General features: G+C 34.6%; 24 protein-coding genes and 1 pseudogene. All 25 read left to right on the forward strand.

All coding sequences use genetic code 11. The features are described 5' to 3' along the window. Positions 1-702 carry an acylneuraminate cytidylyltransferase family protein gene (locus tag AQ505_RS02070; RefSeq protein ID WP_062546653.1) on the forward strand — a complete coding sequence of 234 codons (702 nt, stop codon included), beginning with the start codon at positions 1-3 and terminating at the stop codon, positions 700-702. Then, the gene (gene hisF / locus AQ505_RS02075) at positions 689-1,534 is read left to right on the forward strand and encodes an imidazole glycerol phosphate synthase subunit HisF (protein WP_062546654.1); all 846 of its coding nucleotides are present in this window, start codon (positions 689-691) and stop codon (positions 1,532-1,534) included. The genes AQ505_RS02070 and hisF overlap by 14 nt, the downstream gene beginning before the upstream one ends. Before the next feature lie 8 nt (positions 1,535-1,542). Continuing rightward, entirely contained in the window at positions 1,543-2,190 is a 648-nt protein-coding gene (gene hisH / locus AQ505_RS02080) for an imidazole glycerol phosphate synthase subunit HisH (RefSeq protein WP_062546655.1), read from the forward strand. Continuing rightward, positions 2,190-3,422, forward strand: a complete 1,233-nt coding sequence (locus tag AQ505_RS02085; protein ID WP_062546656.1) for an N-acetyl sugar amidotransferase — start codon at positions 2,190-2,192, stop codon at positions 3,420-3,422. Before hisH ends, AQ505_RS02085 begins: the two co-directional genes overlap by 1 nt. Positions 3,423-3,429: 7 nt before the next feature. Further along, complete coding sequence (locus AQ505_RS02090) at positions 3,430-4,068, forward strand: serine O-acetyltransferase (protein WP_062546657.1); 639 nt, start codon at positions 3,430-3,432, stop codon at positions 4,066-4,068. Further along, positions 4,065-5,315, forward strand: a complete 1,251-nt coding sequence (locus AQ505_RS02095; protein WP_062546658.1) for an oligosaccharide flippase family protein — start codon at positions 4,065-4,067, stop codon at positions 5,313-5,315. Before AQ505_RS02090 ends, AQ505_RS02095 begins: the two co-directional genes overlap by 4 nt. Positions 5,316-5,318: 3 nt before the next feature. After that, positions 5,319-5,888: an acyltransferase gene (locus AQ505_RS02100; protein WP_157262171.1), complete on the forward strand. Its 570-nt coding sequence runs from the start codon at positions 5,319-5,321 to the stop codon at positions 5,886-5,888. 328 nt (positions 5,889-6,216) lie between these two features. Continuing rightward, a pseudogene (locus tag AQ505_RS27310) lies at positions 6,217-6,360 on the forward strand (DapH/DapD/GlmU-related protein); the annotation flags it as partial. A gap of 49 nt (positions 6,361-6,409) precedes the next feature. Then, the gene (locus AQ505_RS02110) at positions 6,410-7,462 is read left to right on the forward strand and encodes a polysialyltransferase family glycosyltransferase (protein ID WP_062546660.1); all 1,053 of its coding nucleotides are present in this window, start codon (positions 6,410-6,412) and stop codon (positions 7,460-7,462) included. Continuing rightward, positions 7,443-8,243 carry a glycosyltransferase family 2 protein gene (locus AQ505_RS02115; protein WP_062546661.1) on the forward strand — a complete coding sequence of 267 codons (801 nt, stop codon included), beginning with the start codon at positions 7,443-7,445 and terminating at the stop codon, positions 8,241-8,243. Before AQ505_RS02110 ends, AQ505_RS02115 begins: the two co-directional genes overlap by 20 nt. 48 nt (positions 8,244-8,291) lie before the next feature. After that, entirely contained in the window at positions 8,292-9,296 is a 1,005-nt protein-coding gene (locus AQ505_RS02120) for an EpsG family protein (RefSeq protein ID WP_197286279.1), read from the forward strand. A gap of 12 nt (positions 9,297-9,308) precedes the next feature. Then, a complete protein-coding gene (locus AQ505_RS02125) occupies positions 9,309-10,406 on the forward strand; it encodes a glycosyltransferase family 4 protein (RefSeq protein ID WP_062546663.1) in 1,098 nt (365 codons plus the stop codon). A 3-nt stretch (positions 10,407-10,409) separates the two neighbouring features. Continuing rightward, positions 10,410-10,943 (forward strand): glycosyltransferase family 2 protein, encoded by a 534-nt coding sequence (locus AQ505_RS02130; protein ID WP_197286280.1) that lies wholly within the window; start codon positions 10,410-10,412, stop codon positions 10,941-10,943. A 32-nt stretch (positions 10,944-10,975) separates the two neighbouring features. Next, a complete protein-coding gene (locus tag AQ505_RS26540) occupies positions 10,976-11,191 on the forward strand; it encodes a hypothetical protein (protein ID WP_197286281.1) in 216 nt (71 codons plus the stop codon). Further along, entirely contained in the window at positions 11,188-11,781 is a 594-nt protein-coding gene (locus AQ505_RS02135; RefSeq protein WP_062546664.1) for a DapH/DapD/GlmU-related protein, read from the forward strand. Before AQ505_RS26540 ends, AQ505_RS02135 begins: the two co-directional genes overlap by 4 nt. A gap of 5 nt (positions 11,782-11,786) precedes the next feature. Further along, on the forward strand, positions 11,787-12,923 hold the full coding sequence (locus AQ505_RS02140) for an NAD-dependent epimerase/dehydratase family protein (RefSeq protein ID WP_062550853.1): 1,137 nt from the start codon (positions 11,787-11,789) through the stop codon (positions 12,921-12,923). A gap of 2 nt (positions 12,924-12,925) precedes the next feature. Next, positions 12,926-13,912 (forward strand): hypothetical protein, encoded by a 987-nt coding sequence (locus tag AQ505_RS02145; protein ID WP_062546665.1) that lies wholly within the window; start codon positions 12,926-12,928, stop codon positions 13,910-13,912. A gap of 69 nt (positions 13,913-13,981) precedes the next feature. Next, entirely contained in the window at positions 13,982-15,094 is a 1,113-nt protein-coding gene (gmd, locus tag AQ505_RS02150; RefSeq protein WP_062546666.1) for a GDP-mannose 4,6-dehydratase, read from the forward strand. Then, a complete protein-coding gene (locus tag AQ505_RS02155; protein WP_062546667.1) occupies positions 15,094-16,026 on the forward strand; it encodes a GDP-L-fucose synthase family protein in 933 nt (310 codons plus the stop codon). Before gmd ends, AQ505_RS02155 begins: the two co-directional genes overlap by 1 nt. Further along, positions 16,017-17,108 (forward strand): mannose-1-phosphate guanylyltransferase, encoded by a 1,092-nt coding sequence (locus AQ505_RS02160; RefSeq protein ID WP_335337987.1) that lies wholly within the window; start codon positions 16,017-16,019, stop codon positions 17,106-17,108. Before AQ505_RS02155 ends, AQ505_RS02160 begins: the two co-directional genes overlap by 10 nt. Positions 17,109-17,152: 44 nt before the next feature. Further along, the gene (gene rfbD, locus AQ505_RS02165) at positions 17,153-18,013 is read left to right on the forward strand and encodes a dTDP-4-dehydrorhamnose reductase (protein WP_062546668.1); all 861 of its coding nucleotides are present in this window, start codon (positions 17,153-17,155) and stop codon (positions 18,011-18,013) included. 3 nt (positions 18,014-18,016) lie between these two features. Continuing rightward, positions 18,017-18,964, forward strand: coding sequence for an MraY family glycosyltransferase (locus AQ505_RS02170; protein ID WP_062546669.1), 948 nt, complete (start codon positions 18,017-18,019; stop codon positions 18,962-18,964). Positions 18,965-19,038: 74 nt separating this feature from the next. Next, positions 19,039-21,000, forward strand: a complete 1,962-nt coding sequence (locus AQ505_RS02175; RefSeq protein ID WP_062546670.1) for a polysaccharide biosynthesis protein — start codon at positions 19,039-19,041, stop codon at positions 20,998-21,000. A 10-nt stretch (positions 21,001-21,010) separates the two neighbouring features. Further along, positions 21,011-22,630: a hypothetical protein gene (locus tag AQ505_RS02180; RefSeq protein WP_062550855.1), complete on the forward strand. Its 1,620-nt coding sequence runs from the start codon at positions 21,011-21,013 to the stop codon at positions 22,628-22,630. A 336-nt stretch (positions 22,631-22,966) separates the two neighbouring features. Next, positions 22,967-24,088, forward strand: a complete 1,122-nt coding sequence (locus AQ505_RS02185; protein ID WP_062546671.1) for a cytochrome-c peroxidase — start codon at positions 22,967-22,969, stop codon at positions 24,086-24,088. Positions 24,089-24,091 lie beyond the last annotated feature (3 nt).

Here is a 24,091-nt window from a genome sequence, read left to right on the forward strand (position 1 = left end):
ATGAAAACACTATATCTTATTCCTGCTCGTGGAGGTTCAAAGGGGGTGCCAAAAAAAAACATTAAAAATTTAAACGGAAAACCTTTAATTAACTACACTATTGATGTAGCTAGGTTATTAGCTCAAGATAATGATATATGTGTTTCAACTGATTGCGATGAAATCATTTCTTTTGTAAATGATTATGGTTTAGTTGTACCATTTAAACGACCTGAATATTTATCTGATGATAAATCAGGGACATATGAAGTACTATTGCATGCTGTTAATTATTTTGCGGACAGAGGAAAGTATTATGATAATATAATGTTATTACAACCAACATCTCCTTTTAGAACGGAACAACACTTAAAAGATGTTTTCTCAGCATATACTTCTGACTTAGATATGGTGGTTTCAGTTAGCCAGTCTCATCAGAATCCTTATTTCAATCTTTTTGAAGAAAACTTGTCGGGTTTCTTGGAAAAATCAAAGGATGGATATTTTGAAAGCCGACAAGAAGCTCCAAAAGTTTATGCTTATAATGGCTCTATGTACCTCATTAATGTCAATTCACTAATTTTAAGGCCCCTGCATAAGTTTGAAAAGATTAAAAAATATGTCATGGATGATATTCATTCTTTAGATATAGACACGCCACTAGATTGGGCGATTTGTGAAACAATAATAAGAGAAGGTTATATAAAACATGAAAACAGTTAGAATTATACCAAGGCTTGATGTTAAAGGCCCAAACCTTGTTAAAGGTATTCATTTGGAAGGATTGAGAGTATTAGGGAAGCCTTCCGACTTTGCAAAGTATTACTATGAGCAGGGGGCAGATGAAGTTATGTTTATGGATGTCGTAGCGTCTCTATATGAGCGAAATAGTTTACATGACATTATTTCTGAAACCGCTAAAAGTATTTTTATCCCGATTACTGTAGGAGGAGGCCTTAGGTCAATATCTGATATTAAAGCAGTATTAAGGGCTGGGGCAGATAAAGTTTGCCTTAATACCGCTGCCATTAATAATCATCAGTTGATTAAAGATGCAACAAGGATGTTTGGATCATCCACTATAGTGGTCGCTATTGAAGCAATTAAGGAGACCAATGGGACTTACTTAGCCTATACTGACAATGGTAGAGAGTATACCGGTGTTGACGTTTTTGAATGGGCCCAAAAATTAGAGGAGCTTCGTGTAGGTGAAATAGTGATTACTTCAGTTGATAAAGAAGGTACTGGAGAGGGATTTGATCTAGAGCTGATTTCTAAAATCAGTGCTTTGGTTTCTGTTCCTGTTATTGCTCATGGAGGAGCTGGACAAAAAGAGCACCTTCCTGCAGTCTTTAATGATGCGAAAGCAGATGCAGTGGCGCTGGGTTCTTTGTTGCATTATCAATTTATTAAAGATAATGAATCAGTTAATTCTAAAGAAGAAGGTAACACGGAATTTTTAAAGCAGAAAAGAGATTTTCATACTTTTAAGCCTTGTAGAATTAAGGATGTTAAAGAGTATCTAGTTGAAAACGGGATTGAGTGTAGATTATAATAGGAATTATGCAAAAAAAGGTTGTTATAATAGATTACAATTTAGGAAATCTATTTAGTGTTAAGCAAGCATGTGATACTGTTGGGATTAATTCGAAAATTAGTTCTAGTAAATCCGAAATAGAAGATGCTGACGCATTGATTTTACCTGGAGTCGGTGCATTTATTGAAGCAATGCAAAATCTTGAAAATTTAGATCTTGTAGATACAATAAAAAGAAATGTTATAGATGGTAAACCAATATTTGGAGTTTGTTTGGGCTTGCAATTACTATTTAGTAAAAGCGAGGAGTTTGGTTCTGGTGAAGGACTAAATCTGATTCCCGGAGTTATCAGAAGGTTTCCTAGCTCGGTTGATGATAGAAAAATAAAGGTTCCTCAGATTGCTTGGAATAAGATATACTCACATAACCAGGATTGGGCTAATACTCCTTTATCGGGTCTTTCAGAAGAGGATTACATGTATTTTGTACATTCTTATTATGTCGATCCAGCAGATGAATTCTGTATTTTAACTAAAACTAATTATGAAGGGTTGGAATATTGTTCTGGGGTTTTAAAAGATAATATTTTTGCTACCCAATTTCATCCTGAAAAAAGTGCACAAAAAGGTGTTTCAATTTATAAGAACTGGGCTACTTTAAATAATTTAATATAATGTCTGAAAAAAAATTAGAGGCCTATTATGGCTTACCTGAGGAGGTTAAATTCTGTACTAAATGTGTAATGTCAAATCAGCGACCGGCGTCTGCAGTAGAGTTTAAGCATACTAAAGATAGCAAGAAGGTTACTATGCAATTTGATGAAAATGGCGTTTGCGATGCTTGTCGAACTGCAGAAGTTAAAAACAACATCAATTGGGGGATGCGTGAAGAAGAATTGATCGCACTACTCGATAAGCATAGGAAAAATGATGGCTCTTATGATTGTTTAGTACCCGGAAGCGGAGGAAAAGATAGTGCCTATCAGGCCCATGTTTTGAAGTATAAATATGGTATGAACCCCCTGACGGTTACTTGGCCTCCTATTTTATATACTGATTATGGTTTGAAAAACTGGAAAAATTGGCTTGATGCTGGTTTTGATAACATTTCTTTTTACAGAAATGGAAAAGTAATGAAGTTATTGACAAAATTATCAATTGAGAACTTACTTCATCCTTTCCAGACTTTTATTCTTGGACAAAAGAACTTAGCGCCTAAAATTGCTGCTGCTCATGGTATTAACCTGATTTTTTATGGGGAAAATGAAGCGGAATATGGCAATCCTATTGCGGATAATATGACTTCTTTAAGAGATAAATCTTACTATAGTTTTGAACATCTTAATGAAATCTATTTAGGTGGAGTTTCAGTACCGGAATTGATAGAAAAATATGATGTGAGGTTATCTGATATCATGGCATTTTTACCACCTAAGGCTGAAGAATTAGAAAAGGCGAATATAGAAGTCCATTATTTAGGGTATTATTTAAAATGGACTCCTCAAGAAGTTTATTATTATGCTGTTGAAAATACGGGGTTTAAGGCAAGACCATTTAGAACACAGGGTACTTATAGTAAGTACAGTGGCATAGATGATAAAATTGATGATTTACATTTCTACACTACTTTTATTAAATTTGGAATAGGCAGAGCATCGTATGATGCTTCGCAAGAAATTAGAAATATGCACCTAACAAGGGAAGAAGGAGTTGCATTGGTTAGACGTTTTGATGGAGAGTTTCCTGACCGTTATTTCAATGATGTAATGGAATATATTGGGATGGAACCATCGCAATTCCATGAACTCTGCGATAAATTTAGATCGCCGCATTTATGGGCCAAAGATGAAAATAATAATTGGAAGTTAAGGCATGATGTTGCTGGTACCGGACTTGACGATAAATAGTTCATATATGACTTGTTTTTGTACCTATATACTCGAATATATAAAAAAGGATTTTGATTTAAATCAAATTAAGGCATCTAAGGATGCCTTAATTTTAATTTCGAATACTTTAACTGAGGTGTTTCCTGTTTTCATGACAGACGTGAAATCTAAATATCCTGGCATGGATGAAAAAATAGATGATGATAGTTTAATTAAGCTTGTTCAATCCGATTGTACATTAATCGCTTGCCTGTTATATAGGGTTGAACGAAGATTATTTCTAGAAGATTCTTCTTCCCCCATTCTTTCTAATCTCGCGAATTTGATGAGAACGAGAACTGGAATTGAATTATATTATAGTACAGAAATAGGACCGGGATTGAATATACAACATGGTAGTGGTATAGTAGTCGGGCCTAGATATTTTATAGGTAAAAATTTCATGATTCACCAAGGTGTAACCTTAGGTCAGAGGAAGGCGCCTACTGAAACTATAATTATTGGAGATAATGTGAAAATATTTGCAGGAGCAAAGGTGTTGGGAAATATTACTATAGGAGATAATGTTAAAATTGCAGCAAATGCTGTTTTATTAACGGACGCGTTGAGTGATTCAACTTACATAGGTATTCCCGCAAAGCGGCTGGAAATAACACAATTATGATAGCGATAAAAAAGTACCTTTTTAGAAAGGAAGTCCTTAATTTTGTTAACTATTATATTTTTACTATTATAAACGCTGGAATTGCAATTATTTCGATTTCCTATTTAACTAAACACATCCCTCCAGAGGATTACGGAAGAATAGGTATTTTTTCTAGTATACTTTTTTTTATGCCATCATTAGTCGCATTCTGTGCGAATGGTTTACAGGCAATTGAAATTGTTGATCTGGGACAAGAAGAATATTTGAAATTTAGAAATCAGTACATTTCTTTTGTATTGTTAAATACATTGTTTTTTAGTGCACTTGCGGGATTGTTATCTTTTCTTATTCCAGAGTTTAGTTTTGTGATTATTACAGCGACCTTAATGGGGCTGGTACAAACGTTTTCCAATGTACATAACACTGAGTTGTTCCAGCATTCTCAAGCGACTCGCTTTGGTTTAATATCAAGCGCAACAGTTTTGTTAAGTTTTTTATTGACGTTTATTTTTATTTCTGGCTTTAAATTAGACTGGAAATATAGGATTCTTGCATTACTTTTTTCAGAATTTATAATTGTTATATTTCGATTTTACGGACTTAGTTCAATAGGGGCAAACTTTAAATTCAGTTTAAATAAATCTCAGTTTAAATATTTTTTATACTACGGTGCTCCACTGATCTTTTCCATGTTTGCTGGTTGGGTAATAAATCAATCCGATCGTTTTTTTCTATTACATTTTTTTAGTTTGAGAGAAGTAGGTATTTATGCCGCTGCTGCGAGTATTGCATCTTTTATAGCACTTATAAACGGTAATATGTCGAAAGTTATTTATCCTGTCGTTTTTCAAAAGTTGAATAAGAGAGAGGGTAAACGATTTATTCTAAAGATAACTTTTTTGTATTCTATAATCATCCTCGTAATCACAGCTTTCTTTTGTTTAGGTATACATCTATTTGGGGGCCTTTTTTTAGGTAAGAAATATGTGGATGCTTTTCCAATCATATATATCATGTGTTTTGGTCAAGCCTTCTTTGGCATCTATACGACAACAGGAATGGTAATAGATTATTTCAAGAAGACAAAACTTAAAACAATGCTAATTACGATTGGTGCTGTTTTAATAATTATATTGTCATTTGTGATGACACCTATAATAGGGATTTCTGGTCCAGCACTTGCTGCGCTGATCTCTTTTATCTTTTTAGCCTTTGGATCTTTCGTTATTACAAGAAACTTATTTAACACGTATAAAGTAATCTAATCTATGAGGATTTTTATTTTGAAATTGATTCTTTTGCTAAGAATAGACCTGATTATTAACTCTTTTAGAAACTTCATCAATTTAGCTGGAATAGAGCGATTACGGAAGAAAACAGGCCTTCAAGTGAATTATGTTATGCAAGGAGGAGAGGGGATTGTAGTCACTAGCATGAGCGGAAACTTATCTGGTTTTTTTATTGATGATACAAGTCATCTTAAAAGTGGAACATTTATTGATTGTACCGGGGGAGTAAGAATTGGGAGGTATATGCATCCAGGTAGAAATCTAACTATTTTTTCTGCAAACCATAATTATTTAAATCCTAATAAGATTCCATACGATGAAAAAGTTTTACTTAGACCCGTTGTTATAGAGGATTTTGTTTGGATAGGGGCTAATGTAACGATTTCCCCGGGAGTAACTATTGGAGAGGGGAGTATTATTGCTACAGGAGCAGTAGTTACGAAAGACGTTCCTTTCTGTGCTGTGGTAGGAGGAAATCCTGCTAAAATTATAAAATATAGAGATCAGGGTGAGTTCATTAAGTTAAAAAATGAGAATGCTTTTTATTAGAATCATAAATAAAATTGGGTCTATTTATAGAAGATTAAATAATAGATATCTTTTTTCTAAAGTTAACTCTAATATCGATACCCTAATTATTGGGCCAGATGTAGACAGTGATTTTCTTTTAAATCACCCTGAGAAGATTACGATTGGGGATCACGTTGCTATTAATGGGAATTGTTATATAAATGCTGAAGGAGGCGTAGAAATAATGAGGTATTGCCATATCGGTAAAGGATTGACCATATTCTCCTCAAACCACAATTATATGAGCGATAAATTCATCCCATACGATGATGAAATCATTTTAAAGCCGGTATTGATAAAAGAATTCGTCTGGATTGGTTCAAATGTAACAATTATTCCAGGTGTTACAGTTGGGGAAGGTGCAGTTATTGGTAGTGGCTCAGTGGTTACTAAAGACGTACCGAATTTTGCAGTTGTTGGTGGAAACCCAGCCCGAGTGATTAAACTAAGAGATGTGGAAACTTTTTTAAGACTAAAAGGAGAGTGCAAATTTAAATAAGATGACTAATAAACATGAGCGTGTGGTGATATTCTGCCAGGCTCCTTCCGATATCCCTTTTTTTTTAGCGTTATATGAAAAATTTAAGGCTTCTAAGACTATAGTTGTTTATGTTATTAATGTATACAATAATTATAAATTCTTAGAAAGTTTAAATTTGGATTTAGGGGGCTTATTTTTTATTCCTTACGAATATGCTTCGTTAAGTAAACCCTGGACATTATTTAAAGAGAGAAAAAGGATATCATCATTGAATGCCAAGCATTTTCTTTCCTTAAAGGATGCGACCGTTTATTTTTGTTCTTGTTTTGAAGATTGGCTGACTGCATATTTTGTTAGTAGTTTAGCAAAAAATAACAATGTTTATTATCTTGGAAATTATGACTTTATTGAAGGTGATTATAGTGAGCGTAAAAGCTTAAACTTTAGGAGATTTTTACTCAAATCGGTTTATTTGTTTTTGACAGGCATAAATTTCAAGGTGGAAATAGTTGAGAAAATTCCCGAATTTCCTTATCAAAAATTTAGAATTGAAAAAGCAGATCTTAAGGTGGATAATTCTATTTTTGTTAAATACGGTCTTAAACTATCCGATTCATTTAATAATAAGCCTGTAGCCCTGTTTTTTGTTACTCCTTGTCAAGGTAATATCTTCTGTGAGGAGAGCTATGATATCAATCAACTCAAGGTAATAAAATTCCTTAAATCATGTGGTTGGTGTATAATTGTAAAAGGTCATCCAAGACTAGGAATACCAGAGAATATTTTAAGCTTAGTTGATCTGGAGATTCCACAACATATTCCTGCAGAGTTTATACAAAATGATAATATCTCGATTTGTTTAGGGATTGTTACTACTGCAATCGTTTCTTTTGCAAAAGGAACTAATATTCCAACATATTCATTAATAAATTTATTTGAATTTGTTGAATCGAGTCTGCCAGATCAATTCAAGGATTATCTTGCCGGTTATTCCGATAACAAGGTGAAGTATTTCTCTGATTTTGAGCAGTTTAATGAAGTAATAGTTAATTATGATCAAAAAAAAGACTAGCCAAGTTAGTGTTATAACTGTAGTTTATAATGGGGCTGAAATAATTGAAGGAACTATTCTAAGTGTACTGGGACAAACCTACAAAGATGTAGAATACATAATCATTGATGGTGGATCAAGTGATAGTACCTTCGAAATTCTAGACCGTTATAATGATAAGCTATCTCATTGGGTTTCTGAACCAGATAAAGGGATTTATGATGCAATGAATAAAGGGGTGGCCATATGTTCGGGTGAATGGGTGATTTTTATGAATGCTGGGGATAGTTTTTATGATGAGAATGTCCTTTCAAATATATTTGATTACAATCATGAGAATTCAGATGTTATATATGGGGCAGTAAATTGTTTTGATAAGTTTAAAGAGGTTATAATCAAACCAGATAATCTACTAAAAATAACTCATAAAATGATTTTTTGCCACCAGTCTTCGTTGGTGAGAAGAGAACTATTGCTAAATAATAGATTTGATATGAGGTATAAAATTGCAGCGGACTATAATTTGTTTTATAACTTATATGCCAATGGGTTCAAATTTGTTGAAATGCCTGTTTGTATTGCGAATTATGAGGTTGGAACAGGTTTGTCTTCAAAAAATGGATATCAGGGGGCGAAAGATAATTTAATGATTAATAAAAATTGGGGTAAGCCATCGCACATGGTTGGCTTTTACTATGGTTGTTTGTCTTTCTATACAAGGTTTTATTTAAAAAAGATCCTCCCATACCGACTGGTTAGGAAATTACTTTTAATTAAATATAATAAAGTAAAGACTTCTTGATAGCCTCTTTTTAATATGATATATCTATTACTAGGGATTTTAATTTCTATGTTAGCATACATAGAAGTAATAGTGAAGGATAAAGAATTTTCCAGAAATTCTTTATCCTTTGTTTGCATAGTAATGTGGCTTTTGGCAGGCTTAAGGTATAAAGTTGGCGCGGATTGGAATTCATATTTCGAATTTTATCAAGAGACGACTGATGCAGTTGAGATAGGGTATGCTACATTAAATAATGTATTTAGTAAACTGTCAGTTCCATATAATGTGTTTCTGCTATTTATTAACGGAATTTCATTAATTTTAATGTACATCTTTCTGCGAAAGCATTCCCTTGTATTAGTTATAGGAATGTTAATTTTTTACTCGGATTTATTTTTGTATTTTAATTTAAGTGGAATACGTCAGGCAATAGCAACGGCTATAACGTGTTATAGTATCACTTATGCAATTAATAGACAATTCGTAAAATTTTCTCTCCTTGTAGTATTAGCCAGTTGCTTTCATCTTACTGCCCTTGTTTTTTTTGCTGCGTATTTTTTACCAAGGAAAAAGTTCAGTACATTTCAACTCTTATTTTTTGCCGGCGGATTTTTGTCATTCTCATTTTTTATTAACTATTTCTCTGAATTGATTACTCTTTATACTATGAAAAATGCAGAATTCTATTTGACCCAACAGGTTAAATCAGAGAATTTATTGGGTTTGTTTTACGTGGGTATAGCTAAAAGATTAATTATTGTTGGGCTAATCTTTGGATTTGGGAGAAAGATCATAAACAATGGTAACTTCCGTTATTTTTTTAATATCTATCTATTTGGATTGGCGATTTACTTGACTTCTTACATGATTTCTCCTGATATTGGTGTGAGGTTGAGTAGTTACTTTATCACATTTGAAATGGTGATAGCTGGTAATCTGCTTTATTTCACTAAAAGCAGGAATACTCGACTTTTAATTGTAACTATCTTTTTTGCAGTAGTCATGTATAAACTTTTAGGTTATTCTAAGGATGAAACATATGTTTATCATTCGATAATTGATCTATTTTAAACGTAATTAAGAATGAAAATACTATTTTATTTCAATTCAATGGGACCAGCTGGAGGGATTGAAAGGGTCATTTCTAAGCATATAAAATTTTTGGAGAGTCAACACGAAGTTGTTCTTATAACTAAGGATTCAGCACCATCATTTTATCCACTTCCAAAATCAGTAGTCCATCAGTCGCTGAATATGAATGTTCAGCTTGATATGAGCTCTAAGTTGAAGCGAATATTTCAAATAGTTTCAACATTTTACAAAACGACTATTGAATTAAAAAAGAAAAAGGCTATTTATAAGCCTGATCTAATCTATGTTGCCTCACCATTGGGGCTTCTGGAAGTTTTCATTTCACAATGGAACTGTAAGAATATTATGGTGACGGAACATTCCTCATTTTCCGCCTATAATCGAGTTTACAAGACTATAGCAAGACTGCTTTATAAAAAAGTCACACTGCTAACAGTACCAACTACTGATGATTCTAAATTTTATTCATCTATTGGAATTATTAATACCTACCTCCCAAATCCCTTATCTTTTTTTCCTGACCAACCTTCAGCTTTAACCAATAAAATTGTTTTAAATGTTGGTAGGCTTACAAATGATAAAAGGCATGATTTGTTAATTAAATTATGGTCACGCACAGCATTTAAAAATAACGGCTGGAAACTTCACATAATTGGAGAAGGAGAGAATGAACCTCAGTTAAAAACATTAATACGAAATCTTGGATTGGGTGAGAGCGTTTTAATGCTGCCGAAGACTAAAGAAATTGCCCATGAATTCTGTAAGGCCTCAATTTTTGTACTTACATCAAGTGCCGAAGGATTTGGGCTTGTTTTAGCTGAGGCCATGGCAAGTGGTGTACCATGTGTTGCGTTTAATTGCCCAAGTGGGCCTAAAGATATAATATCAGACGCCCAAAGTGGATTTCTGGTAAAGGAAGGCGATCATGACTCTTATATTAAACATCTTAACCACTTAATGAGCGATTTCGAATTGAGAAAAGCTCTGGGCACCCAGGCACGTCTTGATGTGCAAAAATTTAATGAAGATGTTATCGGCGAAAAAATGAAAAAGCTTGTTAATGAGCAGTTTAAAAGTGGGGGTATATAGGAGATGAATAAAGTTACAGTAATAATACCAGTTTACAATGCTGAAAAAACAATAGGCCGAGCTTTGGCTTCGGTTTTAAATCAAACAATTGCTCCCTATGAAATCATTATAATAGATGATGGAAGCCACGATAATTCTAGTCTAATTGTGCAAGAGCATATTGATCTAAACCCAATGTTTAAATTTCATTTGATTAAGAAGTCAAATGGTGGTGTCTCTTCTGCTCGAAATGTTGGATTGAAAAAAGCAACAGGTAATTATATTGCATTTTTGGATAGTGATGATGAGTGGTTTTTAGATAAACTCGAAAAACAACTAACCATTTTTGATGGATTCACTAATTTTGGTTTTATCGGAGGATTAATTTATAGGCCAAAGGAAAATATTCAAGGTAGCTTATTAGAAATTAGCCTATCGGATTTAATTTTCAAAAACTATTTTCAACCATCGACAGTGCTTTTCAAAAAGAGATCGTTGATTTGGTCGGTTTTTTTGATGAAACACAGCGATATGCAGAAGAAGGTAATTTTTTTATGAGGATTGCCAATAAATTCAAATGTGGGCTATTAATGGAGCAAGTAGTTTTATATGATCAGGGGAAGAACGGATTTGGTGAAAGTGGTTTGAGCTCGAATCTAGAGGAAATGGAGAAAGGAGAATTAAAAAATCTAAAATTCGCCTATAATGAAAAATATATTACACCGGTTAAATATGGTTTTGCCGTGGTTTTTTCAATTCTCAAATATTTTAGAAGAGTACTAATCGTTAAAGGGCGCAGGTTATGATCTCAAAATATGGATTAATCGGCAGTTTTAAATTATTTCTGTCTTTTTTTTATACTAAGTTATTTCATCCCAAATCCAGGATAATTAGACTCCCATTTGATATTAGGAATAAGAAATATATCAACTTAGGTCGTAATTTAACCACTGGAGTTGGGTGTCGATTGGAGGCATATCCTATTGATAATAGCGTTACCTTGCATTTTGGTGATAATGTTCAAGTTAATGACTATGTCCATATAACAGCTATGGAACATGTTTATATCGGAAATAATGTGCTTTTAGCAAGTAAAATTTATATTTCTGATTGTTCACACGGGAGTTATATTGGTGATACAAATGATAGTAATCCTAATACGCTACCGGTAGATAGAAAATTAATAGCTAAGCCAGTAATAATTGAAGATAATGTTTGGATTGGTGAATTTGTCAGCGTTCTCCCCGGCGTCACAATTGGTAAAGGAACAATTGTTGGTGCAAATTCAGTAGTTACAAAAAGCTTACCGCCTTATGTAATCGCTGTTGGTAGCCCTGCAATACCAATGAAAGAATTTAATTTTATAACAGGAAGGTGGGAAAAAATAAAAACATAAGGATTATGAAAAATATATTAATAACTGGAGGAGCAGGTTTTATCGGTTCTAATCTATCATTGAAATTGATAGAAAAGGGGTACAGTGTTACTGTACTTGATAACTTGTCACCTCAAATACATGGGGATAACCCAGTGGAGACTTCACCCCTTTATAAAAGTATAAAAGATAAAGTGAAGTTTATTTTTGGAACAGTTACCTCTAAAGAAGATTGGAAAAGAGCATTAGACGGCCAAAATGTCATCGTTCATTATGCTGCTGAAACAGGTACAGGACAATCTATGTATGAAATTCAAAAGTATGTAGATGTTAATATTAATGGCACTGCAATATTATTAGATATTTTAGCTAATGAATCTCATCAAATTGAGAAAGTTATTGTAGCCTCGTCCAGATCTATTTATGGTGAAGGAAAATACAAAAATGAAGAATTTGGCTTTGTATACCCAGAACATAGAACTTCTGCTAAAATGGATAATGGGGATTTTGAAGTGAAATATTCTGGATGTAATAAACCTTTAACTCTAGTTGGAACAGACGAAGAATCAAAAATCCATCCATCATCTGTTTATGGAATAACTAAACAGAACCAGGAACAAATGATTATGACCGTGTGTCCTACCTTGGGTATAGAGCCGGTTGCCTTTCGTTACCAAAATGTATATGGCCCCGGCCAATCTTTAAAGAATCCTTATACTGGAATCCTGTCTATATTCTCAACCCAAATTAAAAATGGAAATGCAATTAACATTTTTGAAGATGGCAAGGAATCAAGAGACTTTGTATTTATTGATGATGTAGTAGATGCAACAATACTAGGAATTGAAAAGGCAGAAAGTAATGGTGAGATTTTTAATGTTGGTTCAGGAATTGCTACAGATGTATTAACTGTTGCAGAATCCTTAGTTAATAGTTATAATATATCTGTACCAATTACAATTAGTGGAAATTACAGGTTAGGTGATATTAGACATAATTTTGCCGATCTGACTAAAATTAAAGAAAAACTTGGTTTTGAACCAAAAGTTTCTTTTGAAGAGGGAATATATCTTTTTGCTAAATGGGTTGATAGTCAGGAGGTTGAAAGTGATATGTACGAGAGATCAATAGAAGAGTTAAAAGTAAGAGGTTTATATAAGTAATAATGGCTGACCTAACTGGAAAAAATGTACTTTTTTTTTCCCCAAGATTTTTCAATTATGAAGTTGAAATTCAGAATGCCTTAATTCAGGCAGGAGCGAATGTAATGTGGTTTGATGAAAGACCTTCAAATAGTTTTACAACAAAAGTAATTATCCGTCTGTACAAGAAGCTTATTAAGCAGAAGATTGCCCGCTATTTTGAGTCAGTCTTAAAGCAAGTGCTCGATTCTGGAGTGTGTATAGATTTCATATTAATTATTAGTCCAGAAACCATAACTCCAAAGCAATTGAAGGATTTTAAAATGAAATTTAAAAATGCAAAGATCATTTTATATATGTGGGATTCCCTTAAGAATAAAGGAGCAATAGATCTACTCTCTATAGTAGACTCTGCTATAACTTTTGACCCTAGGGATGCAGAAAAATTCAATTTAAAATTACATCCACTTTTTTACATTGATCAGTATAAGTTTAAAAATTGTGAGCAGTACTATGAGTTACTATTTATAGGTACTGCTCACAGTGACAGATATAATTTTGTGAAAGGGATAACTGCAAATTTGCCTGATTCAAAAACGAAGTTGTTCTTTTTTTTGAGTAGTAAAAAGCTTTATTGGAGCAAAAGGTTTTTCGATAAGGATTTTAAGAACGTGAAGTTGGAGGATATTTCTTTTGATTCTTTAACACATATTGAAACAGTAGAATTGATGCAAAGGTCTCAAGTGATTTTAGATGTAAATCATCCTGAACAAATTGGATTGACTATGAGAACCTTTGAAACCTTAGGTGCGCAAAAGAAGTTGATTACAACAAATCAAGATATTGTTAGGTATGATTTTTATGATGAGAATAATATTATGGTTATTGATAGAGTAAAGCCATTCATCTGCTCAGAGTTTATTATGAAGCCATTTAAACCATCTAGTAAAGATATTTTAGAAAAATACAGTATCCATGGATGGCTAAATGAATTATTTAAGGGTAGTTAAAAAGACTTTATTTCGCAGTAATAATCTGCTTATTGAAGATAATAGAACATTAAAGAGAAAAAATATAAAATGAAAAAAGCACTTATTACGGGTATTACAGGACAAGACGGTGCATATCTGGCTGATTTGTTATTAAAAAAAGGTTACGAAGTTCATGGGATTAAACGACGTAGTTCGCTATTTAATACAGACCGTATTGATCATCTATATCAAGATCCTCATGATACCAATGTGCGATTCAAATTGCATTACGGTGATTTAAGTGACTCCACAAATTTGATAAGGATTGTTCAAGAAGTCCAACCCGATGAAATTTACAACTTAGGGGCAATGAGCCATGTTAAGGTGAGCTTTGATACACCTGAGTATACTGCAAATGCAGATGGTATTGGAACATTACGTCTATTGGAAGCTTTGAGAATTCTTGGTTTAGAGAAAAAAACCAGGATTTATCAGGCTTCTACATCGGAACTTTATGGATTAGTACAAGCAGTCCCTCAGTCTGAAACCACGCCATTCTATCCAAGATCTCCTTACGCTGTGGCAAAAATGTATGCCTATTGGATTACGGTTAACTACAGAGAAGCTTATGGGATGTTTGCCTGCAATGGAATATTATTTAACCATGAAAGTCCACTTCGCGGGGAAACTTTTGTAACCCGTAAAATAACCAGAGGGGTTTCAAAAATCGCCCTTGGTTTACAAGATAAGTTATACTTAGGAAATCTAGATGCTAGAAGGGATTGGGGGCACGCTAAAGACTATGTAGAAGCGATGTGGTTGATTCTACAACAGGATACACCAGAAGATTATGTAATTGCGACTGGAGTTACCACCACTGTTCGCGATTTCGTAAAGATGTCTTTTGCGGAAGTAGGGGTGGAAATTGAATTTAAGGGAGAAGGAGCAGAAGAGAAGGGCTATATTAAATCATGTTCGAATGTAGATTTCAATATTGAAATTGGAAAAGAAGTCGTTTCTGTTGACCCTGCTTATTTTAGACCAACTGAGGTGGACTTGTTAATCGGTGACCCTACCAAATCTAAAACCAAATTAGGTTGGAAGCCACAATATGACCTAACTGCATTAGTAAAAGAAATGATGGAGTCTGATGTTGATCATTTCCGTAAAGAATTGATGTTAAAAGCTGCAGGTTATAAGGTCAAAAATCAATTTGAATAATGAATAAAGAAGACAAAATTTATGTGGCTGGTCATCGTGGAATGGTTGGATCTGCAATTCTGCGTCAACTGAAATTAGAAGGATTTCACAATTTAATTCATAGGAGCTCCTCAGATTTAGATTTACGCGAAAGTAATGCAGTTGGAGATTTTTTTTTGGCTGAAAAACCCGACTATATCTTTCTAGCTGCAGCAAAAGTTGGGGGGATCGTTGCTAATAATACTTATAAGGCGGACTTTATATATGAAAATCTGATGATTCAAAATCATGTGATTCATCAGTCTTATTTACATGGGGTCAAAAAACTAATGTTTCTTGGATCTTCATGTATCTATCCTAAGTTAGCGACACAACCACTTAAAGAAGAATATCTATTGACTGGTGAGTTAGAACCTACTAATGAACCTTATGCTATTGCTAAGATTGCAGGTATAAAAATGTGTGATGCATATCGTGCACAATATGGATGTAATTTTATTTCGGTAATGCCAACAAATTTGTATGGACCAAATGATAATTATGATCTAAATAACTCACATGTTCTTCCAGCCATGTTGAGGAAGTTTATTACAGCCAAGCGAAATGGAGATAAATCGGTCACCATTTGGGGAACAGGTAGTCCAAAACGTGAATTCTTGCATGCCGATGATTTAGCTGAGGCCTGTGTTTATTTGATGAATACCTTTGACGAACCTGGTTTGGTGAACATTGGAGTAGGTGAGGATATTTCTATACTCGAATTGGCAATTTTGGTGAAAAGAATTACGGGATTTGCAGGAGAGATTTTAACTGATACGAGCAAACCAAATGGCACACCCCGGAAATTGATGGATGTGACTAAATTGAATGGTTTAGGATGGCGTGCTAAAATTTCCCTAGAAGAAGGAATTGAAAAAGTTTATAACGAAATAAAAGATTCAGATTGGAACTAGAAATACATAAAAACAATTATGTCTTGATCATGGCTGGCGGAGTTGGTTCTCGCTTTTGGCCCAAAAGCCGTAATCATTTTCCTAAGCAGTTTATTGATGTTCTAGGTGTTGGAAAATCACTGTTGCAATTAACCTATGATCGTTTTTTAAAGATCTGTCCAGCGGAAAATATCTACATCCTAACTAATGAGCAATATAGTGAATTGGTTAAAATACAAATTCCTGCTCTCTCTGATGATCAGGTTTTACTTGAACCTAGTCGTAATAATACGGCGCCTTGCATTGCTTATGCTAGTTATAAAATCTTACAGAATAATAAGGATGCTAATATTGTGGTTGCACCCTCAGATCATTTGATCTTAAAGGAACAAGAATTTCTGAATAAAATAGATCAGGCATTGAGTTTTACCTCCTCAAATAATGCGTTATTAACCTTAGGAATCAATCCAACAAGACCTGATACTGGTTATGGTTATATTAATTTTAAGAGCGAAGCAAAAAGTGAAATCTGCCCTGTACTACGTTTTATGGAGAAACCAGATGTTGAAGTAGCTAAAGGCTTTCTGAAAACCGGCAGGTACCTTTGGAATGCTGGTATTTTTATTTGGTCAGCCCAATCTATAACTGAGGCTTTTCAGAAACATGCAACCGAAATCCATGAGTTATTTAGTGCTGGCAATGCTTTCTATAATACGGATCAGGAAGCGCAATTTATAACAGATAATTACCCTTCTACACCGAATATTTCAATCGACTACGCAATTTTGGAAAAAGCAGATAATGTATTTACTATTCCAGCAGATATAGGTTGGTCTGATTTGGGTACTTGGGCCTCATTACATGCTGTTGCTGAAAAGGATGTGCATCAAAATGTTGTGAATTGTAAAGCTGCTAGTCTTGAAGATACCAATAATTGTATGATACATTTACCTGATGGTAAGGCTGCAGTTATTAAAGGATTGAAAAACTTTATTGTGGTAGATGATGGAAAAGTTCTTTTAATTTATCCTAAGTCAGATGAACAAGAGATTAAACGTGTAGCAGGGGTGATGGTTGAAAAATTCGGTCCGAATTACTTATAGGATACCTACTGATTCTGCATTATTATTTTTATTAAAAGAAGAAGATGAAAAATAAAATTCTCGTATTTGGTGGCATTGGTCAATTGGGAACTTGCATAGAAAAAGTGAGCATGGAAAGGGGCTTGAGCTCCTTATTATATCTGGATGAAATTCATGGTAACATATTAGACCTTGATTTACTACATCAATTATTTCAGAAAGAATCCCCTCAGTTTGTAATTAACTGCGCCGCTTATACGGCTGTAGATAAGGCTGAAGATGATTTCCAACTTTGTAAAAAGATAAATCAAGATGGTGCCGAGAACTTAGCTGGTCTTTGTGCTGAATATAATGCTACGCTTATCCATGTTTCAACAGACTTCGTTTTTGAAGGCAATCTGCCGAAGCTGTTGAATGAACAGGATATTGCTAATCCAATAAATGTTTATGGTATAACTAAGCTGGATGGGGAACTGGGAATAGCTAGGCTTTTAGAGGCACATTATATCATAAGAACCAGTTGGTTATATTCAGAGTTTGCAAGTAATTTTGTAAAAACCATGCGTAAGCTAGGAACTGATCGTGATGAACTTGGTGTTATCGTTGATCAGGTTGGTACGCCAACTTATGCAATTGATTTAGCAGGTGTCATCTTGGATATTATAACCATTGATAATGAAAAGTATGGAACCTATCATTATAGCAATGAGGGGGTAACATCCTGGTACGATTTTGCTAAAGGTATTTTTGATATAAGCGAGATTGAGGTTAAATTAAATCCGATTCCCGGATCAGCCTATCCGACTAAAGCGGTAAGACCTGCATTCTCGGTAATGGATAAATCAAAAATTAAAACCACATTTGGTATTGTTATCCCGTATTGGAGAGATAGTTTGGTGAAATGTATAAATGAATTGAATAAATAAGGAATGCTATACCTCGTAATGTTGCCGCTTTTTTTTATAGGAATGCTCTTTTACTTCAAAGTTGCAGACCATTTTAACATTATTGATCATCCGAATGAGCGTAGTTCTCATTCGGAGATTACCATTCGTGGAGGTGGAATTATCTATCTTTTCGCAGCCTTGGTAGCATTAGTCTTACATCCTGAGTTCTGGATGCCAATACTGGGATTATTCATTATTGGTATTATTAGTTTTGTGGACGACCGGATTACCTTATCAGGCAAGATTCGCATTGTTTTTCATCTGGCCGCAGTTACACTACTTTTTCTTTCCTTAGGGATTTTTCAATTGTTACCCTTCTGGGCCAGTATTCTTCTTTATATTTTGGTCATCGGTGTGATCAATGCCTATAACTTCATGGATGGAATTAATGGGATTACAGGTGCCTATAGCATTGTTGTTCTTGCTGGATTACAATATGTAAACTACGAAGTGGTTAATTTTATCCAGCCCGATCTGATTTGGTTGTCTATTTTAGCTTCTTTGGTTTTCTTGTTTTTTAATTTTAGAAAGAGAGCAAAGTGTTTTGCTGGTGATGTAGGGAGTGTAACCGTCGCTTTTTGGATTATATTCCTATTGTTAAAATTGATTCTATTGACTCAAAACTATTCGTTTATATTGTTCTTAGCAGTTTATGGCATAGACACTGTCTTAACAATTATACATCGTTTAAAATTAAAACAAAATATCTTCGATGCACATCGTCTACACTTTTATCAGATTTTAGCCAATGAACAAAAGTGGCCACATTTAATTGTATCATCTGTATATGCCTTATTACAATTGGGCATTATTGTTGCTGTGATTTTTTTACCGTGGAGCTTTGTGTATGTTTTTTTGATTACAACGGTCCCCTTGGTTTTGATCTATTGCTTGATTAAACCTCGAATAATTGTGGTAACGGAAATGTAATTTATAGCTTGGATTATCCATTACTTTATGGTTTATTTTTTATTAAATTTGGCAAGAAGTATTAATTATGCTCTATGTTCACTAAACTTGAAATTGTATCCCGTTGGATCATATTTACCATTGATATTTGTTTAAGCTTACTTGCTTTACTGTTTGCTGTTATTTTACAGCACAACTTTATCATTGATAAAATTAATTTTATCGGATTCTATAAGTCAGTACTGCTCGTAATCGCAGTGAATACTATGGTCTTCTATAGTGTGAAAACCTTTGCTGGAATAGTAAGATATACTTCCGCTCAGGATTCTTTCCGAATTTTATTTTCCGTTATTTTAAGTTCTTTAGTTATTTTCTTTACGAATGCGGTCATCATTGTCGGCACAGGGTCCTCAGTAGTAAGTAATGTTGCCATTGTAATATACACGCTGTTTAGCTTCTTAATGCTGATTACCTATAGAATTATTGTGAAATACTTCTTTATGTACTTAAAGAATGCCAAGCTCGATAAGATTAGAGTGATTATTTATGGCGCTGGTGAAGCTGGAGTAGCAACAAAAAGAACTTTTGATCATGATGCTAAAGTAAATAAGACAATTATTGCTTTTGTAGATGATGATTTAAGAAAAGTAGGAAAAACAATTGATGGAGTAAAGATTTTAGACGCTTCTCAATTGGAGCACCTAATTATAAAACATGAAGTTGATGAAATCATCTTTGCTTCTTATACGATTCCTACCGATAGGAAAAATCAGGTAGTAGATGTATGTTTAGAACATAATGTCAAAATACTGAACATTCCTTCTCCAGATGTATGGGCAAGAGGACAGGTAACTACTGCTCAAATTCAAAACCTGAATATCGAGGACCTTTTAAATAGGAAGGCAATTGAAATTGATATTGAAGGGATCCAAAATCAGTTAAAAGACAAAAGGATTCTCATTACAGGTGCTGCGGGATCTATAGGAAGTGAAATCGTTAGACAACTATTGAAGTTCGAAACAGGATTAATTATTCTTTGTGATCAGAGTGAAACAGCCCTGCACAATATCTATTTAGAATTAGAGGAAACTCATGCCAATACTAATTTCCATGCTTTTATAGGAGATGTAAAAGATGAGAAGCGGATGGAGTTTCTTTTCGAGACTTATAAGCCACACTATGTTTATCATGCTGCAGCATATAAGCATGTTCCTTTAATGGAAGATAACCCTGCAGAGGCCATTAAAACAAACGTAATGGGTACTAAAATGATTGCTGATAAATCAGTGAAGCATGGTGTTCAGAAATTTGTAATGATTTCTACAGATAAAGCAGTAAATCCTACTAATGTAATGGGGGCTTCTAAAAGAATTGCCGAAATCTATGTGCAATCTTTGAATAATTCATTGCACCATACCAATCATATCTTTAGTAACGGGCTAAGTTATATCAATGATTTAAATGCTAAACCGATTACTAAATTCATTACTACGCGTTTTGGAAATGTTCTAGGTTCTAACGGATCAGTAATCCCTCGTTTCAAACAACAGATCGAGAGGGGGGGGCCTGTTACTGTAACCCATCCTGAAATTACACGTTATTTTATGACCATCCCGGAGGCATGCCGTTTGGTATTAGAAGCAGGTTGTATGGGAAAAGGAGGAGAGATCTTTGTTTTTGACATGGGTAAATCTGTTAAGATTGTTGAACTGGCTAAAAAGATGATTCGATTAGCTGGCTTAGTGCCAAATGAAGATATAAAAATTGCTTTTTCGGGATTACGCCCTGGTGAAAAGTTATTTGAAGAGTTATTAAACGATAATGAAAATACTATGCCTACCCACCATGAAAAAATCATGATCGGTAAAGTAAGAGAATATGATTTTAATGAGGTGCAAATGCAATTGGTTAAACTGGCAGGTTATGCTGTAACAGACCATACCACTAAAGTAGTTCAGCAAATGAAAGTCATTGTTCCAGAATTTAAAAGTAAAAATTCCATCTTTGAAGAGTTAGATGTGGAACGCCAGGAAGCTCCTGGAATACCTCAGAACTAGAGCCCCCTACATGAATTTTAAAATCAAACACATCTCCTGGATAGGAGCCTTAGTTTTCGGCAGTTTTACTGCTCAAGCACAAACGCCGAATGTCAATATCCCATATTCTTACCAATTCTATCAAAAACTGAATAAGTCTGTTTACGATGTAGAAAATCGTTCACATTCTTCCATCAAAGGATATTATGCCGACGATTCATTATTGGTTCATCGTTATAATGAATTGATGAAGATGGGAACAGATTCTTTAAACCACCGTTCATGGGTAAGAAGAAAGATCACAGAAGAGCATTTACTGAATTTTAAAGGAGAGGACTATGAGGTTTACGCCGATTTTCTGCCAGACTTTCAGATTGGAAGAGAGTTTTCTGAAGGTAAGACAACTTGGATCAATACAAGAGGTGTTCAAGTTGGAGGAAAAGTAGGTAAGGAGTTTTCTTTCTATACTAATGTTTATGAGAATCAGGGTGTGTTTGCCAATTACCTGACAGACTTCATTAACACCAATCAAGTCGTACCAAGTCAGATGTCTGGTAAATTATCCGGTACAACCAAAGACTGGTCTTACGCAACAGCATTACTCTCTTATACACCAAATAAGCATTTAAACCTTGCAGTAGGTTATGATAAAAACTTTATTGGAGATGGATATCGTTCCATGTTACTTTCCGACGTAGCAGCAAACTATTCTTTTGTAAGATTACGGGCGAGTCTAGGTAATGTACAATACCAAACGATTTTTGGTTATATGCTGGATCCTGGAGCACAAAAGCTGACTGCCGATAGACGTTTAGGAGATCGTGGGAAATGGGCAGCAATGCATTATGTAGATTGGAACGCCACAAAACGTTTTTCTATTGGATTCTTCCAGGCAGTAACCTGGGCTGATGCAGAGCCTGAAGGCAAAAGAGGTTTTGATTTTAATTACATCCATCCTTTCATCTTCCTTCGTTCTGTGGAAGGTGCCAATACCACTTCACCAGATAAGATGCGTTTAGGTATCAATACTAAATACGAGATCTTAGATAAAACAACGGTTTATGGTCAGTTTATGATTGATGAGTTCACCGCTAAAGAATTTTTTAGTAATAAAGGATATTGGGCAAATAAATGGGCTTTACAAATTGGCTTCAGGGGTTCTGACCTGTTCAAAGTAGAGGGCTTAAACTATCTTGCGGAGTTCAACACTGCAAGACCTTATACTTATGCTCACTTTGATAGGGTATCAAATTATGCAGCAATGAATCAGCCTTTAGCGCACCCACTAGGTGCGAACTTTAGAGAAGTCTTGGGATTGATGAACTATACTTATAAACGATTCGACTTTCAAGGGCAGTTAATGTATGCGAGATACGGTCTGGATCCAGAAGGAAAGAATTATGGGAAAGACATTTTTAAAAGCTATACGACCGTTAATTCTATTTATGGCAATTACATCGGCCAAGGTATTAAAACTAACTTATACTTCGCCGAAGGACGCGTAGCCTACCTTTTAAATCCAAAGTATAACCTTCGCCTGGAAGTAGGAGGAGTTTATAGAAAAGAAAGTAATAGCCTTGGTAATAAAAACACTGGCTTAATCACTTTTGGACTGAGAAGTACATTCAGAAACTTATATCAGGATATGTAATTCTGTTCAAATAAATATTTACCACGGAGGTCAGCGACAAAAACGCTGGCCTTTTTTTGTTTCTATTTAGCTCTGTATAAGTGCTTTCTTGTTACGGATGTAGTTTCTGTTTTATGAATTAAATAGATTCCATTTAGTATTTACTTAAGGTCTACTTTATAAATTACATAGGTTCCATTTTGGAATTACATAAAAAACACTCTTTTCTCCTTTTCCCGTTTCTTCATTTTTTACATAATAAACCCTACTTTTGCCTTTAATTGGATTTCTTCTAAATAAGAGGAGCGAAATACTGGCAATCATTCTCCAGGATAGATTGCGCTTTAAAATTTTATAATGAACAGAATATTTATCATCCTTTCTTTTCTTTTGATCTTCGTGGTCGGATCCGCTTTTTACGCAGAAGATGAACAGGATTCATTAAGAGCACAATACAGTAAACCGGTAAGTCAATGGCCAAAGCCTACAATTGATAGTGGTTTAAAATGGACGGAAATGAGTTCCTTGCCAGCTATCGACAGCAATTATTTTAAGATAATGGCGGAACCAAAAGTGATGCTGGGACAACTCTTGTTTTTTGATCCATTACTTTCTGGTTCCAATCAGGTTTCCTGCAGCAGCTGTCACGACCCGGAAATCTCCTGGGGGGATAAACGTGCGGTAGCACTTGGAAACGATCATTTACAGGGAAATAGGAATACACCTTCGCTGCTCAATGTAGCGGAACGCAAAACCTTGTTCTGGGATGGCAGAGCGGCAACATTAGAGTCTCAGGTAGATGGCCCGATTACGGCGCACCATGAGATGAATATGAAACCTGAGGCTTTGCCTAAGAAATTAGGAAAGATCAAAGGTTATAGAGAACTTTTTGTAAAAGCTTATGGAAAAGATAAGATCACTTACCCACAGATTGTAGAATCTTTAGGTGCCTTTGAAAGAACCATTAGAAGCAGAAGAAGTAAGTTTGACCGTTTCCTGGATGGAGAAACTAAAGTTTTAGACGATCAGGAGCTTCAAGGACTGCACCTTTTCCGCACTAAAGCGAGGTGTATGAATTGTCACAATGGAAAGTACCTGACGGATGAAGAGTTTCATAATATCGGCTTGACTTACTACAAACGTAAGTATCAGGATTTGGGAAGACATCTGATCACTGGCAAAAAGGAAGATGTAGGGAAATTTAGAACACCTTCATTAAGAGATGTGATGCATACCGGTCCATGGATGCACAATGGTATGTTCGACAGCATTACCGGAGTGGTTAATATCTATAATAGCGGCATGCACATGATCGATCCAACAGAAGCTCAAGCCAAAGCAGATCCTTTATATCCGAAAACCGATCCACTGTTGAAACCATTGAAATTAACCAGTGCAGAGGTGAAGGCTGTAGTTGCGTTTATGAACGCCATTACCGCAACACAATACCACATGAGAAGACCGGAATTGCCAAGGTAATTT

Source organism: Pedobacter sp. PACM 27299, from assembly GCF_001412655.1.
In the GTDB taxonomy this organism is placed as follows: domain Bacteria; phylum Bacteroidota; class Bacteroidia; order Sphingobacteriales; family Sphingobacteriaceae; genus Pedobacter.

What these genes read in the sequence shown, in the direction of transcription:
- AQ505_RS02070 (WP_062546653.1), top strand. Translation starts at nt 1, where the DNA reads ATGAAAACACTATATCTTATTCCTGCTCGTGGAGGTTCAAAGGGGGTG.
- hisF (WP_062546654.1), top strand. Translation starts at nt 689, where the DNA reads ATGAAAACAGTTAGAATTATACCAAGGCTTGATGTTAAAGGCCCAAAC.
- hisH (WP_062546655.1), top strand. Translation starts at nt 1,543, where the DNA reads ATGCAAAAAAAGGTTGTTATAATAGATTACAATTTAGGAAATCTATTT.
- AQ505_RS02085 (WP_062546656.1), top strand. Translation starts at nt 2,190, where the DNA reads ATGTCTGAAAAAAAATTAGAGGCCTATTATGGCTTACCTGAGGAGGTT.
- AQ505_RS02090 (WP_062546657.1), top strand. Translation starts at nt 3,430, where the DNA reads ATGACTTGTTTTTGTACCTATATACTCGAATATATAAAAAAGGATTTT.
- AQ505_RS02095 (WP_062546658.1), top strand. Translation starts at nt 4,065, where the DNA reads ATGATAGCGATAAAAAAGTACCTTTTTAGAAAGGAAGTCCTTAATTTT.
- AQ505_RS02100 (WP_157262171.1), top strand. Translation starts at nt 5,319, where the DNA reads ATGAGGATTTTTATTTTGAAATTGATTCTTTTGCTAAGAATAGACCTG.
- AQ505_RS02110 (WP_062546660.1), top strand. Translation starts at nt 6,410, where the DNA reads ATGACTAATAAACATGAGCGTGTGGTGATATTCTGCCAGGCTCCTTCC.
- AQ505_RS02115 (WP_062546661.1), top strand. Translation starts at nt 7,443, where the DNA reads ATGATCAAAAAAAAGACTAGCCAAGTTAGTGTTATAACTGTAGTTTAT.
- AQ505_RS02120 (WP_197286279.1), top strand. Translation starts at nt 8,292, where the DNA reads ATGTTAGCATACATAGAAGTAATAGTGAAGGATAAAGAATTTTCCAGA.
- AQ505_RS02125 (WP_062546663.1), top strand. Translation starts at nt 9,309, where the DNA reads ATGAAAATACTATTTTATTTCAATTCAATGGGACCAGCTGGAGGGATT.
- AQ505_RS02130 (WP_197286280.1), top strand. Translation starts at nt 10,410, where the DNA reads ATGAATAAAGTTACAGTAATAATACCAGTTTACAATGCTGAAAAAACA.
- AQ505_RS26540 (WP_197286281.1), top strand. Translation starts at nt 10,976, where the DNA reads ATGGAGCAAGTAGTTTTATATGATCAGGGGAAGAACGGATTTGGTGAA.
- AQ505_RS02135 (WP_062546664.1), top strand. Translation starts at nt 11,188, where the DNA reads ATGATCTCAAAATATGGATTAATCGGCAGTTTTAAATTATTTCTGTCT.
- AQ505_RS02140 (WP_062550853.1), top strand. Translation starts at nt 11,787, where the DNA reads ATGAAAAATATATTAATAACTGGAGGAGCAGGTTTTATCGGTTCTAAT.
- AQ505_RS02145 (WP_062546665.1), top strand. Translation starts at nt 12,926, where the DNA reads ATGGCTGACCTAACTGGAAAAAATGTACTTTTTTTTTCCCCAAGATTT.
- gmd (WP_062546666.1), top strand. Translation starts at nt 13,982, where the DNA reads ATGAAAAAAGCACTTATTACGGGTATTACAGGACAAGACGGTGCATAT.
- AQ505_RS02155 (WP_062546667.1), top strand. Translation starts at nt 15,094, where the DNA reads ATGAATAAAGAAGACAAAATTTATGTGGCTGGTCATCGTGGAATGGTT.
- rfbD (WP_062546668.1), top strand. Translation starts at nt 17,153, where the DNA reads ATGAAAAATAAAATTCTCGTATTTGGTGGCATTGGTCAATTGGGAACT.
- AQ505_RS02170 (WP_062546669.1), top strand. Translation starts at nt 18,017, where the DNA reads ATGCTATACCTCGTAATGTTGCCGCTTTTTTTTATAGGAATGCTCTTT.
- AQ505_RS02175 (WP_062546670.1), top strand. Translation starts at nt 19,039, where the DNA reads ATGTTCACTAAACTTGAAATTGTATCCCGTTGGATCATATTTACCATT.
- AQ505_RS02180 (WP_062550855.1), top strand. Translation starts at nt 21,011, where the DNA reads ATGAATTTTAAAATCAAACACATCTCCTGGATAGGAGCCTTAGTTTTC.
- AQ505_RS02185 (WP_062546671.1), top strand. Translation starts at nt 22,967, where the DNA reads ATGAACAGAATATTTATCATCCTTTCTTTTCTTTTGATCTTCGTGGTC.